The organism is Tabrizicola thermarum (genome assembly GCF_003574395.1).
Classification (GTDB): Bacteria; Pseudomonadota; Alphaproteobacteria; order Rhodobacterales; family Rhodobacteraceae; genus Tabrizicola; species Tabrizicola thermarum.
The window spans coordinates 80,665-97,010 of the sequence record NZ_QMJY01000014.1 but is presented as its reverse complement, the minus strand read 5'-3'; the positions used below and the strand labels follow the sequence as shown (position 1 = coordinate 97,010).

The 16,346-nt window shown below is 68.8% G+C and carries 11 protein-coding genes; 7 read left to right on the top strand and 4 right to left on the bottom strand.

What is annotated here, in order from left to right; genetic code table 11:
• The first annotated feature begins 4 nt into the window (after nucleotides 1-4).
• The 7 genes from D5084_RS08110 (at nucleotide 5) to galE (ending at nucleotide 10,955) form a co-directional block, all read left to right on the top strand.
• On the top strand, nucleotides 5-904 hold the full coding sequence (locus tag D5084_RS08110; RefSeq protein WP_238382569.1) for a DMT family transporter: 900 nt from the start codon (nucleotides 5-7) through the stop codon (nucleotides 902-904).
• 215 nt (nucleotides 905-1,119) lie between these two features.
• Nucleotides 1,120-3,498, top strand: a complete 2,379-nt coding sequence (locus tag D5084_RS18535) for a DUF2793 domain-containing protein (protein WP_202910041.1) — start codon at nucleotides 1,120-1,122, stop codon at nucleotides 3,496-3,498.
• 1 nt (nucleotide 3,499) lies between these two features.
• The gene (locus D5084_RS08100; RefSeq protein WP_128515022.1) at nucleotides 3,500-3,871 is read left to right on the top strand and encodes a hypothetical protein; all 372 of its coding nucleotides are present in this window, start codon (nucleotides 3,500-3,502) and stop codon (nucleotides 3,869-3,871) included.
• Nucleotides 3,872-3,996: 125 nt separating this feature from the next.
• Nucleotides 3,997-5,301 carry a UDP-glucose dehydrogenase family protein gene (locus tag D5084_RS08095; RefSeq protein ID WP_128515021.1) on the top strand — a complete coding sequence of 435 codons (1,305 nt, stop codon included), beginning with the start codon at nucleotides 3,997-3,999 and terminating at the stop codon, nucleotides 5,299-5,301.
• Between the two features lie 153 nt (nucleotides 5,302-5,454).
• Entirely contained in the window at nucleotides 5,455-7,854 is a 2,400-nt protein-coding gene (locus D5084_RS18850; RefSeq protein WP_155523111.1) for a calcium-binding protein, read from the top strand.
• Complete coding sequence (locus tag D5084_RS08085; RefSeq protein WP_162302404.1) at nucleotides 7,811-9,874, top strand: calcium-binding protein; 2,064 nt, start codon at nucleotides 7,811-7,813, stop codon at nucleotides 9,872-9,874. The genes D5084_RS18850 and D5084_RS08085 overlap by 44 nt, the downstream gene beginning before the upstream one ends.
• A gap of 94 nt (nucleotides 9,875-9,968) precedes the next feature.
• A complete protein-coding gene (gene galE / locus D5084_RS08080; RefSeq protein ID WP_128515018.1) occupies nucleotides 9,969-10,955 on the top strand; it encodes a UDP-glucose 4-epimerase GalE in 987 nt (328 codons plus the stop codon).
• Nucleotide 10,956: 1 nt separating this feature from the next.
• On the opposite strand, the gene D5084_RS08075 is transcribed toward galE, so the two are convergent.
• From D5084_RS08075 to D5084_RS08060, 4 genes are all read right to left on the bottom strand, one after another.
• Nucleotides 10,957-12,063, bottom strand: a complete 1,107-nt coding sequence (locus D5084_RS08075; protein WP_128515017.1) for a hypothetical protein — start codon at nucleotides 12,061-12,063, stop codon at nucleotides 10,957-10,959.
• A gap of 67 nt (nucleotides 12,064-12,130) precedes the next feature.
• Nucleotides 12,131-12,544, bottom strand: coding sequence for a Cu(I)-responsive transcriptional regulator (cueR, locus tag D5084_RS08070; protein ID WP_435532668.1), 414 nt, complete (start codon nucleotides 12,542-12,544; stop codon nucleotides 12,131-12,133).
• Nucleotides 12,541-14,991, bottom strand: coding sequence for a heavy metal translocating P-type ATPase (locus tag D5084_RS08065; protein ID WP_128515016.1), 2,451 nt, complete (start codon nucleotides 14,989-14,991; stop codon nucleotides 12,541-12,543). The genes cueR and D5084_RS08065 overlap by 4 nt, the downstream gene beginning before the upstream one ends.
• Nucleotides 14,992-15,076: 85 nt before the next feature.
• Nucleotides 15,077-16,318 (bottom strand): NAD(P)/FAD-dependent oxidoreductase, encoded by a 1,242-nt coding sequence (locus D5084_RS08060; protein WP_128515015.1) that lies wholly within the window; start codon nucleotides 16,316-16,318, stop codon nucleotides 15,077-15,079.
• Nucleotides 16,319-16,346 lie beyond the last annotated feature (28 nt).

The following is a 16,346-nucleotide window of genomic DNA, read 5'->3' as shown; positions in this document are numbered from 1 at the left end:
GGCCATGCACCGGGTGTCTGATCTTGGCCGGCCTCTGGAAGGGGCCTTGTGGATGGCGGGGGCGGGGCTTTCCTTCGTGGGGGTGAACGGAATTGTCCGCTACCTGGGCACCGAACTTCCCGCAGCGCAGTCGGCGTTCATACGATTCGGCTTTGGTCTGCTGTTCCTGCTTCCGGCGCTGTGGACGATGCGGGGGATGCGGATCGGGCCCGAGGTCGGGCGGTTGTTCCTGGGGCGCGGCGGGCTGCATGTGGTGGCGGTGGTCCTGTGGTTCTATGCCATGGCGCGGGTGCCAGTGGCCGAGATGGCGGCGATTGGTTTTCTGGGGCCGGTGATCGTTCTGGTGATCGGGGGCTTGCTGCTGGGCGAGGGGCTTGGCGCGCGGCGGGTGATGGCTGTGCTGGTGGCCATTGCGGGCGGATTGATCGTGTTGCGGCCGGGGATGCGGGACCTGTCGCTCGGGCACCTGTCGCAACTGGGCGCCACGGTGTTCTTTTCGCTGAGCTACATCATCGCCAAGCGGCTGAGCCGGGAGGCCCCTGCCTCGGTGATCGTGGCCATGTTGTCGGTCACGGTCACTCTGGGGCTGATGCCGCTGGCGCTGTGGCAATGGCAGCCGGTGCGCTGGGAGCAGTGCGCCTGGCTTGCGGCGGTCGCGGCGCTGGCGACGCTGGGGCATTACGCGATGGCCCGGGCGTTCCGGGCCGCCCCCCTGGCGGTGACGCAGCCGGTGACCTTCCTTCAGTTGATCTGGGCCGCACTTCTGGGGGCGCTGGCCTTTGGCGAGCCGGTGGAGGCCTGGGTGATGGCCGGGGGCGCCCTCATCATCCTGGCGATCAGCGCCAACACCTGGGTCGAGGCGCGGCGGGACCGGCTGGCCCCGGCGCTGGTCGAGGAGCCCTGAGCGTAGGGTGGGCAGATGGCCCACCCTACGAGCGAGCGTGACGGCAGCGGCAGGGCGGGATGGTTTGCGGGAGAGCCTCCGGCGGGAGTATTTCGGAAAAGCGCAAGTCCGGGGTTGCCGTTGCGCGACCGGCAGGGCGTGCGCGCGGGCTGGTGAGTGGCTGTTGACAGACTTTTCCTAGGGTCGCGGGCCAAGGCGATCCCCGGAGGTTTCTGATGCCCGACGATACGACGATCCTGTCGCTGCCCCTGATCCTTCCGGCGCAGGCGCAGAAGCATGTCACCCACAACGAGGCCCTGGTGAAGCTGGACCTGATTGTGCAGCTTGCGGTCATCAACCGGACCCTGACCACGCCGCCCTCGCTGCCCGCCATCGGTGACCGGCACATCGTGGCGGCAGGTGCCACCGGCCCCTGGGTCGGGCAGGCGGGGCGGATTGCGATGTTCACCGAGGCGGGGTGGCAGTTCACCCAGCCGCTGCCCGGCTGGCAGGCCTATGTGATGGCGGAAAGCCAGATGGCCTTTTACAACGGGCTGACCTGGATCGCCCTGTCGGACGGGCCGTTCACGGTGGGACAGCTGGGGGTTTCTGCCACTCCCGATGCCACGAACCGGCTGGCGGTCTCGTCGCCCGCGACCTTGCTGAACCACGCCGGGTCGGGGCATCAGCTGAAGCTGAACAAGGCGGTAGCCTCGGATACCGCCAGCCTTCTGTTCCAGACCGGCTTTTCGGGCCGGGCCGAAATGGGGACGGCGGGGTCTGACGATTTCTCGGTCAAGGTCAGCGCGGATGGCAGCGCCTGGTTCACGGCCCTGGAGGCCGATGGCGCGACGGGCGAGGTGCTGCTGCCGCAGCCCGTGCATCTGGGCGGACAGGCGGGGGATCCGCTTAGCCCGGCAGACGGAACGCTGTGGCTGAACGCCACGACCGGAGAAGTCAAGGTGCGCAGCGCCGGCGTCACGCAGGTGGTCGGTGGTGGGGGCGGCAGTGGCGGCGTCAGCGACGGCGACAAGGGCGACATCACGGTGTCGGGTTCGGGGACGGTCTGGACCATCGACGCGGGAGCGGTGACGCTGGACAAGCTGGCCGACATGGCGACGGACAGCTTCCTTGGCCGCGACACGGCGGGCACGGGGTCGCCCGAGGTGCTGACGCCCGCGCAGGCGCGCGCGATCCTGAACGTGGCGGACGGGGCGACGGCGAATGCCTCGGATGCGGCGCTGCGCGACCGGGCGACGCATACGGGGACGCAGCCGGCGGCGACGATCACCGGGCTTGCGGCGGTGGCCACCAGCGGGTCGGCGAGCGACCTGACCACGGGCACGCTGCCAGCGGCGGCGTTTGACGATGCGGCGCATGGGGCGCGCGCAGGGGGCGCCCTGCATGCGGCGGCGACCGCTTCGGTTGCAGGCTTCATGTCGGCGGCGGACAAGACCAAGCTGGACGGAGTCGCTGCGGGGGCGAACAACTATGTCCACCCCGACCATACCGGCGATGTCACCAGCACCGGCGACGGCACCACGTCGCTGGACAAGACCGCGATAACCGGGAAGGCGACTGTCACGCCGGACGGTGCGGATTATGTGCTGATCAGCGATACGTCGGACGGGGGCAATCTCAAGAAGGCGCTTGTGTCGGGGCTTGGCGGCGGCGGCGGCGGGTCCCCCGGCGGGGCCTCGGGCGAGGTGCAATTCAACAACGCGGGCAGCTTCGGCGGCGCGGCGGATGTCCAGATCGAGGGCGGGCAGCTTCGCCTTCCGGCGATTGCGACCCCGGCAGCGCCTGCGGCGGACGGCTTGAAGCTGTTCGGCCGCAAGGTCGCCGGTCGGGTGATGCCCGCCTTCATGGGGCCGAGCGGTCTGGACAGTTCGTTGCAGCCGTCTTTCGCGCGCAACAAGATGGGGCTGTTCCTTCCGGCCGGGAACGGCGGGGCGGACGCGCAGGTCGGGATCGCGGTCAGCGCGACGGGCACGGCAACGACGGAAAGCGTGGCCACGACAAACCTGCACAACTACATGCGGCGGCGGTCGTGGCGGGTGACGACGGCCTCGACCACCGCCGTTGCTGGCCTGCGGGGTGGCGCCCTGCAATGGACCCTGGGCGGTCCATCCGCAGGCCTGGGCGGGTTCCATCTGGTCTGGCGGTGGGGACCGGCGACCGGCGTGGCAACCGCGACGCACCGGGCCTTTGTGGGCATGCGCAACACGACCGCCGCGCCGACGGATGTCAACCCGTCCACGCTGACGAACATGTTCGGCATGGGTTACGACAGCGCCGACACCAACATCCAGTTCATGCACAACGACGGCGCGGGCACGGCCACGAAGATCGACCTCGGGTCCGGCTTTCCGAAGCCCGGCACCGATCTCACCGCAGTCTATGAGATCGCGCTTTTCGCGCCTCCGGGGACGACGCAGACCCTTGGCTATGAGGTGACGAACCTGGTGACTGGCGCGGTCGCAACGGGCATCGTCACCACCGACATCCCGGCCACCACGACGCTGCTGACGCCCTATGGCTACATGAGCGTGGGCGGCACGTCCTCGGTGATCGGCTTTGCGACCATGAGCCTTTATATCGAAAGCGACTACTGACATGACCCTGCACGTTCTGTTCACCAAGGATGGCGTCCCCGGCTGGATCGGCAGCGACCCGCGCGAGGGCAGCGAATCGGTCGAGGGCCTTACGGTCGAGTTTCTGGCAACGCATCGACGCACCTCGCGCGGGAAATGGGTTGCTCGTCCACCGGCGGCGGAGGTCGATCCCTCGCCCGAGGATAGCGCGGCGCAGCGCGAGGCAGAGTATCAGGCGGCACTGATCGCCCGCGACGAGGCCCTTCGGCTCGCCCTTGCGGCAGAGGCCGATCCGCTGTTCTTCAAGTGGCAGCGCGACGAGGCAAGCCGGGAGGACTGGCTGGCCGCCGTGGCCGCGGTGAAGGCGCGGTTCCCGAAGCCCGAGCGCGCCTGACACCAGAGCGGGGCCCGCCAGACGTGGTGGCCCTGCTTGCAGAAGGCGGCAAGGTGACAAGCGCGGGATTTGACACCCTTTCGGCTGCTGCATAGACATGCGGCCAGCTTTGAAGGGGCGGCACAATGCGCATCGCGATGATCGGGACGGGGTATGTGGGGCTGGTCTCTGGGGCCTGCTTTTCCGACTTCGGCCATGACGTGGTCTGCGTCGACAGGGATGCCGACAAGATCGATCGGCTGAACCGCGGCGAAGTCCCGATCTTCGAGCCCGGTCTGGAGGCGCTGATCGCCAAGAACTCCGCCGCCGGGCGGCTTACTTTCACGACGGACCTGAAGGCCGCGGTAGATGGGGCGGAGGCGGTGTTCATTGCGGTCGGCACGCCCACCCGGCGCGGGGACGGACATGCCGACCTGACCTATGTGATGGCAGCTGCGGCCGAGATCGGGCGCGCACTGACCGGCTATGCCGTGGTGGTGACCAAGTCCACCGTGCCGGTCGGGACCAATCGCAAGGTGGCCGAGGCGATTCGCGACGCGAACCCCAAGGCCGAATTCGATGTCGCCTCGAACCCCGAGTTTCTGCGCGAGGGGGCTGCGATCGACGATTTCATGCGTCCCGACCGGGTGGTGGTGGGGGCCGAGACGCCGAAGGCCCGCAAGGTGATGGCCGAGCTTTACCGGCCGCTCAGCTTGCGCGAGTTTCCGATGGTCTACACCGGGCTTGAAAGCGCCGAGATGATAAAATACGCGGCGAATGCCTTCCTTGCGACCAAGATCACCTTCATCAACGAGATTGCCGCCCTGTGCGAAAAAGTCGGCGCGGATGTGAAGACGGTGGCCAAGGGCATGGGCATGGACGGGCGCATCGGCGAAAAGTTCCTGCATGCAGGCCCCGGTTACGGCGGCAGCTGTTTCCCCAAGGATACCAAGGCTCTGGCCCGGATCGGTCAGGAACATGCCACGCCGATGCAGATCGTCGAGACGGTCATCAAGGTCAACGAGGAAGTGAAGCGCCGGATGATCGAGAAGATCGTCGATCTCTGCGGCGGATCGGTGCGCGACAAGACGATTGCGGTTCTGGGCGTGACCTTCAAGCCAAATACCGACGACATGCGCGAGGCGCCCTCATTGACCATCATCCCTGCCCTTGTGGGGGCGGGCGCCAGGGTCCGGGTCAGCGATCCGCAGGGCCGCCACGAGGGCGAAGCGCTGCTTCCCGGCGTCAAATGGGTCGAGAACCCCTATCAGGCGGCCAACGATGCCGATCTTCTGGTGCTTCTGACCGAATGGAACGAATTCCGCGGTCTTGATCTGGCCAAACTTGCCCGCAAGATGGCGGTGCCGCAGATGGCCGACCTGCGCAACATCTACGATCCGGCCGAAGTCCGAGAGGCAGGCTTTACCGCCTATGTGGGGGTCGGTCGCTGACCTTCTGCGCGCCCTTCCGCAGGACTTTTCCGAAAATCCCGACCAATCGCCCCGATTGTGCCCTGATCGGCTCATCGCGCATTAGGACTTCGTGCCGCATCCTCACCCTTGGGTAATTGGGTGTGTGTGGGGCCGGAAGTGATAAACTTTCTGGTGGTGGAAACGTTTGCGGCCGCGCCGTTGAACGTGATCTCGGGTATCTGCGACTTCGAGATCGTGGTCCAGGGTGGCAAGACGCTGCTTTACACCGCGACCCGCGCGGGCGGCGGAGTGCTGGCGCTGGAAATCGGCAGCACCATGACGCTGCTGGACCAGGAAAACATCGCGCCCGGAGTGTCGCTGCCAGCCGAAGCCACGATCGAGACGGTGACCATCAACGGCACGCCCCATCTGATCGTCACCGGGGCGAACCAGGCCGGGGTCAATGCCTTCGCCATCACGGCGACCGGGGCGCTGAACAGCCCGATTCAGCTGCCCGGCAGCCTGTCCGGCGCGATCTCGGCCCAGGCGGTGATGCAGCTTGGCAGCGCCACCTATTTCTACGCCGCCCGGATGGGCGAAAGCACCATCTACACCTATTCGGTCGCGGCCAACGGCACGATGACGCTGGTGGGCAGCAAGGTGCTGGACGGCCCCCATCCCGGCGTCGACATCGGCAGCATGATCCCGGTCACGGTGGGCAGCCAGAAGTTCCTGGTCAGCCTGTCGCTGGAGGCCGATGTCGTGCGGGCCTTTCCGGTAGGCGCGAACGGCGCGCTGGGCAATGCCACGGCGATGGGCGCACCGCAGGGGCTGGGGATCAACGAACCTTCGGCGGTCCGGGTGGTCGAGATGGGCGGGACGACCTACCTCATCGTCGCCTCGACCAATTCGTCGTCGATCAGCGTCATCGGGCTGACGGCGGATGGCACGATGTTTGTCACCGACCATGTGATCGACACGCTGGACACCAGGTTTCAGGCCACGCAGGCGGTGGCGACGGCGCAGGTCGGCGACCGGGTCTTCGTCATCACGGGCGGCGGCGATGACGGCCTGACGGTGATGACCCTGATGCCGGACGGGCGGCTGCTGGCCTGCGGGCAGCTTCCGGGCGGACCGGGCCTGCCGATCGACAACATCACCGCGCTGACCGCCCGCGTCGTGGGCGGCGTGATCGAGCTTTTCATCGCCACCGAAGGCGCCGGGATCACGCGGTTGCAGATCGACCCGGGGACCCTGTCGCCGATCCTGACCGGCAATCTGTCGGACGCCACGCTGACCGGCTCGGCGGGTGGCGACATGATCATCGGCGGCGACGGGTCCGAGCTGATCGAAGGCGGGGCGGGCAACGACATTCTGGCGGATGGCGGGGGCGGCGACACGATCTTCGGCGGCGCGGGGGCGGATATCTTCGTGCTGGGCGCCGATGGCCAGTTCGACGTCATCGCGGATTACCAGTTCGGCATCGACAAGATCGACCTGTCGGCCTGGGGCCGGATCCATTCGCTCGCCGCCCTGACCATCACCGCGACCCTGACCGGCGCGATCATTACCTATGGCGACGAAGTGCTGGAGCTGGTCACGCCGAACGGGGTGCCTCTGGTTCCGGGCAATTTCCAGCTGACCGATTTCATCGGCTTGTGGCACGCGATGCCCACGCCACCCGACCCCCCGAACCTGCGCTATGGCACCAACCAGATCGACTTTCTGGTCGGGACCAGTGGCGACGACATGTTCCTCGTCTCTGTCGGAGCCGACACGATCGATGGCGGCGCGGGGTTCGACACCATCGTCCTGACCGGCGCGACGGGCGCGGTCCGCGTCAGCCTGGAAGCGCTGAACCAGAACACCGGCATCGCGGCGGGGCAGACCTACATCTCGATCGAAGGCATCATCGGATCGTATTTCTCGGACACTCTGACCGGAACTTCCGCCGCCAACCGGATCGAGGGGCTGGACGGCAACGACAAGCTCTCTGGCGCAGCGGGCAATGACAGCCTTTTCGGCGGCAACGGCAACGACACGCTGCTGGGCGGCCTCGGGGCGGATCTGCTGGATGGCGGGATCGGCCGCGACCGGGCCAGCTATCGCGAGTCGGTGACCGGTCTGGTCGCGGATCTGGCAAATCCGGCGGCCAACACGGGCGAGGCGGCCGGCGACAGCTATGTCTCGATCGAGGACCTGGAAGGATCCGGCTACAACGACACTCTGGCGGGCGACGCGCAGGCCAACAACATCCTCGGGCTGGAGGGCAACGACCGGGTGGATGGTCGCGGCGGGGCTGACAGCCTGTATGGCGGCGAAGGAAACGATACGCTGATCGGCGGCGAAGGCAGCGACAGGCTGGACGGCGGCAATGGCATCGACTTTGCCAGCTACGAGACGGCAACAAGTGCCGTCCGTATTGACCTTGTCACCCCCAGCCAGAACCTGGGCGAAGCGCTGGGCGACACGTTCATCTCGATAGAGGGGTTCATCCTCAGCGGCTTTGCCGACACGTTTTCGGGCTCGAACCTGGGCGAGCAGGTCTTTGGCGGGGCGGGAAACGACAGCTTGTCGGGGATGGGGGGGTAACGATCTTCTGTCCGGCGGTGCCGGGAACGATTCGCTGTACGGCGGGGATGGCGATGACACGCTGATCGGCGGCGCGGGCGCAGACCGGCATGAGGGCGGGGCGGGCACCGATCTGGTCAGCCATGCCGACGCGACGGCGGGACTGACCGCCGATCTCGCGACCCCCAGCCTGAACACCGGCGACGCGCTGGGCGACGTCTATGTCTCGATCGAGGATCTGGAGGGCTCCGGTTTCGCCGACATCCTGCGGGGCGATGCCGGGGCGAACCGGCTTTTCGGGCTGGGCGGCAACGATGCCCTCTTCGGGCGGGCGGGCAACGACACGCTGTACGGCGGGGACGGCGACGACACGCTCATGGGGGGCACGGGCACCGACCTGCTGTATGGCGGGGCGGGGTTCGACATCGCCTCTTATGCCGAAAGCACGGGCCTGCGGGTCGACATGGAGACGCCGTCGCTGTCCACCGGCGAGGCGGCGGGGGACCTGTTCGTCGGAATCGAGGGGCTGCTGGGAGGCTCCGGGGCGGATACGCTGCAGGGCGACGGGCAGGCGAACCTGCTGATCGGCGGGCTGGGCAACGACCGGCTGGAAGGGCGGGCAGGCAACGACACGCTCCAGGGGGGCGACGGGCTCGACACGCTTTATGGCGGCGACGGCGACGACCTTCTGGACGGTGGCACGGGCAACGACCGGCTGGAGGGCGGGACGGGCAACGACACGCTTTATGGTGGCGACGCCAACGATCTTCTCTACGGCGAGGCCGAGCACGACCGGCTGGAGGGAGGGCTTGGCAACGACACGCTCTATGGCGGGGATGGCGACGACTGGCTGGATGGCGGGGCGGGGTCGGACCGGATGGAAGGCGGGCCTGGCAATGACACCTATGTCGTCGACAGCACGGGCGACGTCGTTGTCGAGGCCGCGGGTGCGGGCACCGACATGGTGCGGACGTCGCTGGCCGGCTACACGCTGGGCGCCAACCTCGAGATCCTGGTCTTCACCTCGGGTTTCAGCGTCACCGGGACCGGCAACACGTTGGACAACACGATCGCGGCGGGGGCAGGAAACGACACGCTGTACGGCGGCGCGGGGCTCGACTGGCTTTACGGCGATGCGGGCAACGATCTGCTTTATGGCGGGGACGACACCGATGCGCTCTGGGGAGGGACGGGCGACGACATCCTCTACGGCGACACCGGCGGCGACAACCTTCAGGGCGAGGTGGGCAACGACCGTCTCTACGGCGGCGCCGGGATCGACTGGCTGTTCGGCGGCGATGGCGACGACCGGTCGGAGGGCGGCGACGACACCGATGCGCTGTTTGGCGGCTTCGGCAACGATACGCTGTTCGGGGACAACGGTGGCGACAATCTGGACGGCGGCTATGGGAACGACCTGCTTTACGGCGGGCAGGGAGTGGACTGGCTCTATGGCTCCTTCGGCGACGATTCGCTTTACGGCGGGACCGAGACCGACGCGCTTTTCGGGCAAGAGGGCAACGATCTTCTGGATGGCGGCGACGGCGGCGACAACCTGGACGGGGGCATTGGCGACGACACGCTGTCTGGCGGGGCGGGCGACGACTGGCTTTACGGGCAGGAGGGCAACGATCTTCTGTACGGCGGCAATGGCGCCGACCATCTGGACGGGGGCGACGGCGACGACTGGCTTCGTGGCGGGGTGGGCCGCGATGTCTATCACGGCGGGGCAGGGGCGGACCACTTCGTCATCGACAGCACCGATGCCGAGGATTACTTCCTCGATTTCACCTCGGGCACCGACCGGGTGGTGCTGGACCGGGCGGCGCTGGGCATAGCGGTGGGGGCGACCCTGGCCGGGATGTGGCAGACAGGGGCCGGACTTCCGGGCAGCTTCGGCAGCGGGCCGGTGCTTTACTACGACACCAATTTCCGCGCGCTGTTCCTGGATCTCGACGGCGGGTCCTCGGCCAATGCCATTGCGCTGTTCAGTCTGGACGAGGGCGGCACGCTGGCCTTCGGCGATCTCCTGCTGGTCTGACCGCGCCCGCGGCATACCCGGAAATGCGCTGGACATCGCCGGAGCTTTCAACGCAAACCTCTGCCCGGGCGTGACGGGCGTGAGGCGACACACGATGACAGATCGGATCCTGGTGACGGGCGGCGCGGGCTATATCGGATCGCATGCCTGCAAGGCGCTGGCGCGGGCGGGGTTCTTGCCGGTGGTGTTCGACAACCTGTCCACCGGCTGGTCTGGAGCGGTGAAATGGGGCCCGCTGGTTCGGGGCGACCTGATGGACCGCGCCTCGATCGACGCGGCGTTGGCCGAACATCGCCCCGTCGCCGTGATGCATTTCGCCGCCCTCTCGCTGGTCGGCGACTCGATGCAGGACCCCGGGAAATACTGGCGGGTGAACGTCACCGGGGCGCTGAACCTCCTCGAGGCTTGTGCGGCGGCAGGGGTCAGGAACTTCGTCTTTTCCTCGACCTGCGCGACCTATGGCGATCAGGACGGCGTGCTTCTGACCGAGGACACGCCGCAGCGCCCGATAAACGCCTACGGCGGCTCGAAACTGGCAATTGAACAAATGCTGCGCGATTTCGGGGTTTCCGCCGGTATTTCGCATGTGATCTTTCGATATTTCAACGTTGCCGGCGCCGACCCCGAAGGCGAGATCGGCGAACAGCATGTGCCCGAGACCCATCTTATCCCGCTGATGCTGGATGCGGTCACGGGCAAGCGCCCGGCGCTGACGGTGTTCGGCACCGATTACCCCACGCCCGACGGGACCTGCGTGCGGGATTATGTGCATGTCTCGGACCTGGCCGATGCGCATGTGCTGGGTTTGCAGCGTCTGTTGTCCGGGCGGGGGAACGGCGTCTATTGCCTGGGCACGGGACGCGGCTTTTCGGTGCGCGAGGTGATCGAGGCAAGCCGTCTTGTCACCAACCGCGAGGTGCCGGTGGTGATCGGTGCCCGGCGCCCCGGCGATGCGGCGGCGCTGGTCTCCTCCTCGACCCATGCGATCAACGACCTGGGCTGGGAGCCGACCCGGTCCACCCTGCGGCAGATGATCGGCGATGCCTGGGCCTGGGCGCAGAAGCCGGGCTTTGCGGAATAGCTTACAAGTCCCAGTCGAGGGACGGTTTCTTCGGCGCCACGGCCTCGGGCGCAGGACCACCCAGCCAGCCGCCCCGCAACGGCACCTTGCGTTCCGCCCCCCAGTCGCCGGTGATCGTCAACTGATCGCCCTCCAGCATCACGCCCGCGACCGACTGCCCTTCCGGCCAGGCGATGCAGCCGATGATGTGGCGGACCTCGACCGTGCCCTGCGGGTCCAGCCGCAGCAGCGGCGGCTGCCCGGCGGCGGACAGGGGATCGGGTGTTTCACGCGAGGACAGTCCCAGCATCGGCAGGGCCGCGCCTTCCTCGACCCCCAGACAGCCCCGGTGCCGTCCGTTCCACGGCGCATGGTCGCGCCCGCCGTTCGAATGCCACAGCATGGTCATCGGCAGCTGCGCCGGGTTGCGCAGCGACAGGAACAGATCGCCCTCCTTTGGCCGCACGACGGCAGTCCAGCCCAGGCGCGAGGCCGGGTCCTCCACCCCCGCAACGAAATCCTCGTGGCTACCGCCCCAGGGATAGCGGTGCAGGTTCACCGTCCCGCCATCCGCCCCCGGAAACTCGGCCGCATCCTCGGCCCGGCGCGGATAGGCCAGGGCCGAGCGGCCCCGCACCGTCTCCAGCGGTTCGGCCAGCGTCTCCCACCAGCGCTTGCGCGAGAAGGACAGTTTCGCCCCGTTCGGAACCGAGACCATGGCATGGTTCGCCACCGGCAGCGCGCCCGAGCCGCCGATGAACAGGTGACGCTGATAGACGAAGGGATGGCCGTCGCTGACCGACAGTTCCTTGACCACCGTCGCCCCCTGCCCCGCGCCGCCGAGCACCGCGCGCAGGCAGCCCTCGGGCGATGGCAGCACCTGCCAGTCGCCATTCGCGCTCAGCCCGTGCAACCCCTGCTCCGAGGCGCCCATCGGTGCCGCCAGGAAATCGCCCCGAAGCCATGCCTGATGCGGCGGGGCATCGGCGGGAACCTCGGCCTCGGTCCAGGGCGCGCGGTGCAAGGGCGCGATGTCGCGTCCCTGATCCCGGACGGTCAGACCGTCCAGCACCCCCCCGCGCGGGAGGAAGTCGAAACGGATGCCCTCGGCGGCTATGCGATGCGTCATGCGGTGCGGTCCTGTCCTGCCGGGCCAGCTTGGCCGCTTGCGCGCTGCGGTGCAAGCGGGGCCGGGCTCAGCCCCCGGCGCTGCGGCAGGGGCTGCCGCCCAGCTCGTCCAGGATGGGACAATCCGGCCGCTCGTCCCCGGCGCAGGCCTGGACCAGATGGGAAAGCGTGGCCTTCATCGCCTCCATTTCGCGGATGCGCGCCTCCAGCGCGGCGATCTGCGCCTCGGCCAGGCGGCGGACATCGGCGCTGGCGCGCGTCCGGTCGCGCCAGAGCGCCAGAAGATCCGCGACCTTGTCCATCGGGAACCCCAGATCGCGCGCCCGGCGGACAAAGCGCAGGATCTGCACCTCCTTCGGGCCATAGGTCCGGTAGCCCGAGGCCGTGCGCCCGGCGGGCGGGATCAGGCCGGTTTCCTCGTAATAGCGGATCATCTTGGCCGAGACCCCGCTGGCGACGGCGGCTTCACCGATGGTCATCATCTGCGCGCTCCATAGCGTTTCAGCCGCAGGGCATTGGTCAGGACAAAGACCGAGGACAGCGCCATCGCCCCGGCGGCCAGGACCGGGGACAACAGGATGCCGAAGGCCGGATACAGCACTCCCGCCGCCACCGGGATCAGGGCGGCATTGTAGGCAAAAGCCCAGAACAGGTTCTGCCGGATGTTGCGCATCGTGGCGCGGGACAGGCCGATGGCATCGGCCAGCACCGGCAGGCGGCCCGAGACCAGCACCACATCCGCCGCCTCGATGGCGATGTCTGTGCCGGTGCCCATGGCGATGCCGACATCGGCCTCGGCCAGCGCCGGGGCATCGTTGATCCCGTCGCCCGCGAAGGCCAGCGCGCCCTGCGCCTTCAGCGTGCGGATCGCCTCGACCTTGCCCTCCGGCGTGACCTCGGCCACCACCTCGTCGATCCCCAGATCGCGCGCGATGGCCCGCGCCGTCCGCGCGTTGTCGCCCGAGATCATCGCCAGCCTGAGGCCCATCGCCTTCAGCGCGGCGATCGCCGCCGGGGTCGTGTCCTTCACCCGGTCGGCCACCGCCAGCAGCGCCACGGCCTTTCCGTCCCGCGCGGCATAAAGCGGGGTTTCGCCCCGGTCGGCCAGCCGCTCCGCCTCGGCCGCGAAGGCCGCGATGTCCACCCCGCGCCTGTCCATCTCGCGCGCCGACCCCAGCGCGATCTCCATCCCCCCGACCCGGGCCGAAACGCCATGCCCGGGCCGGGCCTGGAACCCCTCGACGGACGGCAGGGCCATCCCCTCGGCCGCCGCCACGATGGCGCGGGCGACGGGATGTTCGGACTGCGCCTCGACGGCGGCGAGCAGGGGCAAGAGCGCCTCCCGCGTCTCGCCCGGCGCGTGTAGGAAGCTGGTCAGCACCGGCTTGCCCTCGGTCAGCGTGCCGGTCTTGTCGAAGGCCACGACCTTGACGTCGTGCAGCGCCTGCAAGGCCTCGCCCTTGCGGAACAGCACCCCCAGTTCCGCCCCCCGCCCCGTGCCGACCAGAATCGACACGGGCGTCGCCAGCCCCATCGCGCAGGGGCAGGCAATGATGAGGACCGCAACCCCGTTGACCAGCGCCATTGGCAGCGCAGGCGCCGGACCGAAGGCCAGCCAGACGAGGAAGGTCAGCGCCGCCAGCGCCATCACCATCGGCACGAACCACAGCGTCACCCGGTCCACCAGCGCCTGGATCGGCAGCTTCCCGCCCTGCGCCGCCTCGACCATGCGGATGATGCGCGCCAGCATCGTGTCCGCGCCCACCGCCACCGCCTCGACCACCAGCGCGCCGGTCTGGTTCACCGTGCCGCCGATGACCCGGGCACCGGCGTGTTTCTCGACCGGCAGCGGCTCGCCCGTGACCATGCTTTCGTCGATCCAGCTTGCGCCCTCGGCCACGCGGCCATCGACAGGCACCCGCTCGCCGGGCCGAAGCTCCAGCAGGTCGCCGGGCCGGACCTCGGCCACGGGCAGATCGACGACGCGCCCCTCCCGCCGGACATGCGCCACGGCGGGTTGCAGCGCGACCAGCCGCGCGATCGCCTGCGAGGACCGGCCCTTGGCGCGGGCTTCCAGCAGACGGCCCAGCAGGATCAGCGTCACGATCATCGCCGCGGCCTCGAAATAGACCGCCACGGTGCCCGGCGGCATCAGCCCCGGCAGGAAGGTGGCGAGCGTCGAATAGCCCCAGGCCGCGCCCGACCCCACCGCCACCAGCGAGGACATGTCCGGCGCCGCCTTCAGCAGCGCCGGGATCCCGCGCGCAAAGAACCGCCGCCCGGGACCGGCAAGCACCAGCGTCGTGAGCAGGAACTGGATCAGCCAGCTTGTGCCCTGCCCGATGGTCGTCATCACCCAGTGGTGGAACGCCGGAACCATATGCCCGCCCATTTCCAGCACGAAGACCGGCAGCGTCAGCAGGGCGGCGAGGGTCAGGTCGCGGGCCAGGCCCTTCGCTTCCTGCGCCTGCCGCTGCGCCGGGGACTCGACTGTGGCCGAGGCCAGCCGCGCCGCATAGCCCGCGCCCTGCACCGCCGCGATCAGCGCCGCGCTGTCCGCCACGCCCTCGACCCGCGCGCTTTCGGTCGCCAGGTTCACCGTCGCCCCCGTCACCCCCGGCACGGCCTTCAGCGCGCGTTCCACCCGCGCGACACATGACGCACAGGTCATGCCCTCGATCGCCAGCTCCTGCGCCGGGGCGGGGACCTTGTAGCCCACCCGTTCCACCGCGCCGATCAGCGCCTCGGGCGCGGCGGTGCCCTCGACCTCTGCCCGTTCCGTCGCCAGGTTCACCCGCGCCGCCGTCACCCCCGGCACCGCCTTCAGCGCGCGCTCCACCCGCCCTGCACACGAGGCGCAGGTCATGCCCTCGATGGGCAGGTCGACCGTCAAGGTCTTGGGGGTCAGGTCTTTCAGAGGTGCCGTCATTCTCCGCCTCCTGTCGGTCAGGGACGTGATGGCATATGGGGCTTCCCATGATGGGAAGGTCAAGGGGGCGCGTGGATTTTCCGGATCAGAACCGCGTCGGCAGGAAGGGGGCGGGGTCCGGCCCTGCCGCATGGCCGTCGATCCACCCCGCCACCATCCGCGCGGTGATCGGTGCCAGCGTCACCCCCAGATGGCCGTGCCCGAAGGCCAGGATCACCTCGGCCCCGCCGCGCGAGGGGCCGATGACCGGCAGGCTGTCGGGGATCGAGGGGCGAAAGCCCATCCACTCCCGGTCCGGCTGCGGCAGGTCGGGAAAGAAGGCCCGTGCGCCCTCGACCAGCCTGGCGATGCGGTGGGGCGAGGGCGGCAGGTGCATGCCCCCCAGTTCCACCGTGCCCGCGACCCGCAGTCGGCCTGCCATCGGGCAGAAATAGAACCCCCGCGCCGTGGGGCAGGCCGGGCGGTTCAGCAGCGGCTCGGCCATGTCCCATTCGACGTGATAGCCGCGTTCGGTGTCCAGGGGGATGCGGTCGCCCGCCTGTGCGGCCAGGGCCCGGGAATGGGCACCTGCCGCGATGACCACCCGTCGCGCATGCAGATGCAGCCCCACCCCCTCGATCACCACGCCATCCGGGCGCCGCTCCAGCCGCTCGGCGCGCGTGGGGATCAGGCGTGCCTTCTCCAGCACGGCCGCCGCAATCAGGCGCATCATCCGGCCGGGATCGTCCAGAAAGGTCGCCCCGGTGAAATGCGCCGCCCCGCCCAGGCCCGGAGGCAGGTTCGGCTCCAGCGCGGCCAGCCGGTCAGGGCCGATCAGATCGACCTCGACCCCAAGTTTTCGGCGCCGGTCAAGTTCGGCCCAGGCCTGGGTGAAGGCCTGCGGCGTCTCGTAGAGATAGAGGCAGCCCCGCCTTTGCAGGATGCCCGCGGCCTGCACCCGCAGCGCCAGATCGTCCCACAGCTCCGCCGCCCCGGCCAGCAGCGCGGCAAGGCTGCGGGCATTGCGTTCGGTCTGCGCGGGCAACGACTGCCAGAGAAAGCGGAGGAGCCAGGGCACCAGCGACGGCAGCGCGCGGTGGCGGATCGCCAGCGGAGAGGTCCGGGAGAACAGGAGCGAGGGCAGCGACCGCAGCACGGCGGGGGTGCCCACGGGGCTGGTCGCATATCCGGCGATGGTGCCAGCGTTGCCGTAGCTGGCGCCCATGCCCGGCGGACCGGGATCGACCAGCGCCACCTCGTGGCCCTGGTCGATCAGCTCCAGCGCGATGGTCAGGCCGATGACCCCGGCCCCGATCACGGCAATATCGGTCGTCTCACGGGTCAACATGGCAAGCCGTTCGCAGGGTGCGCCAAGG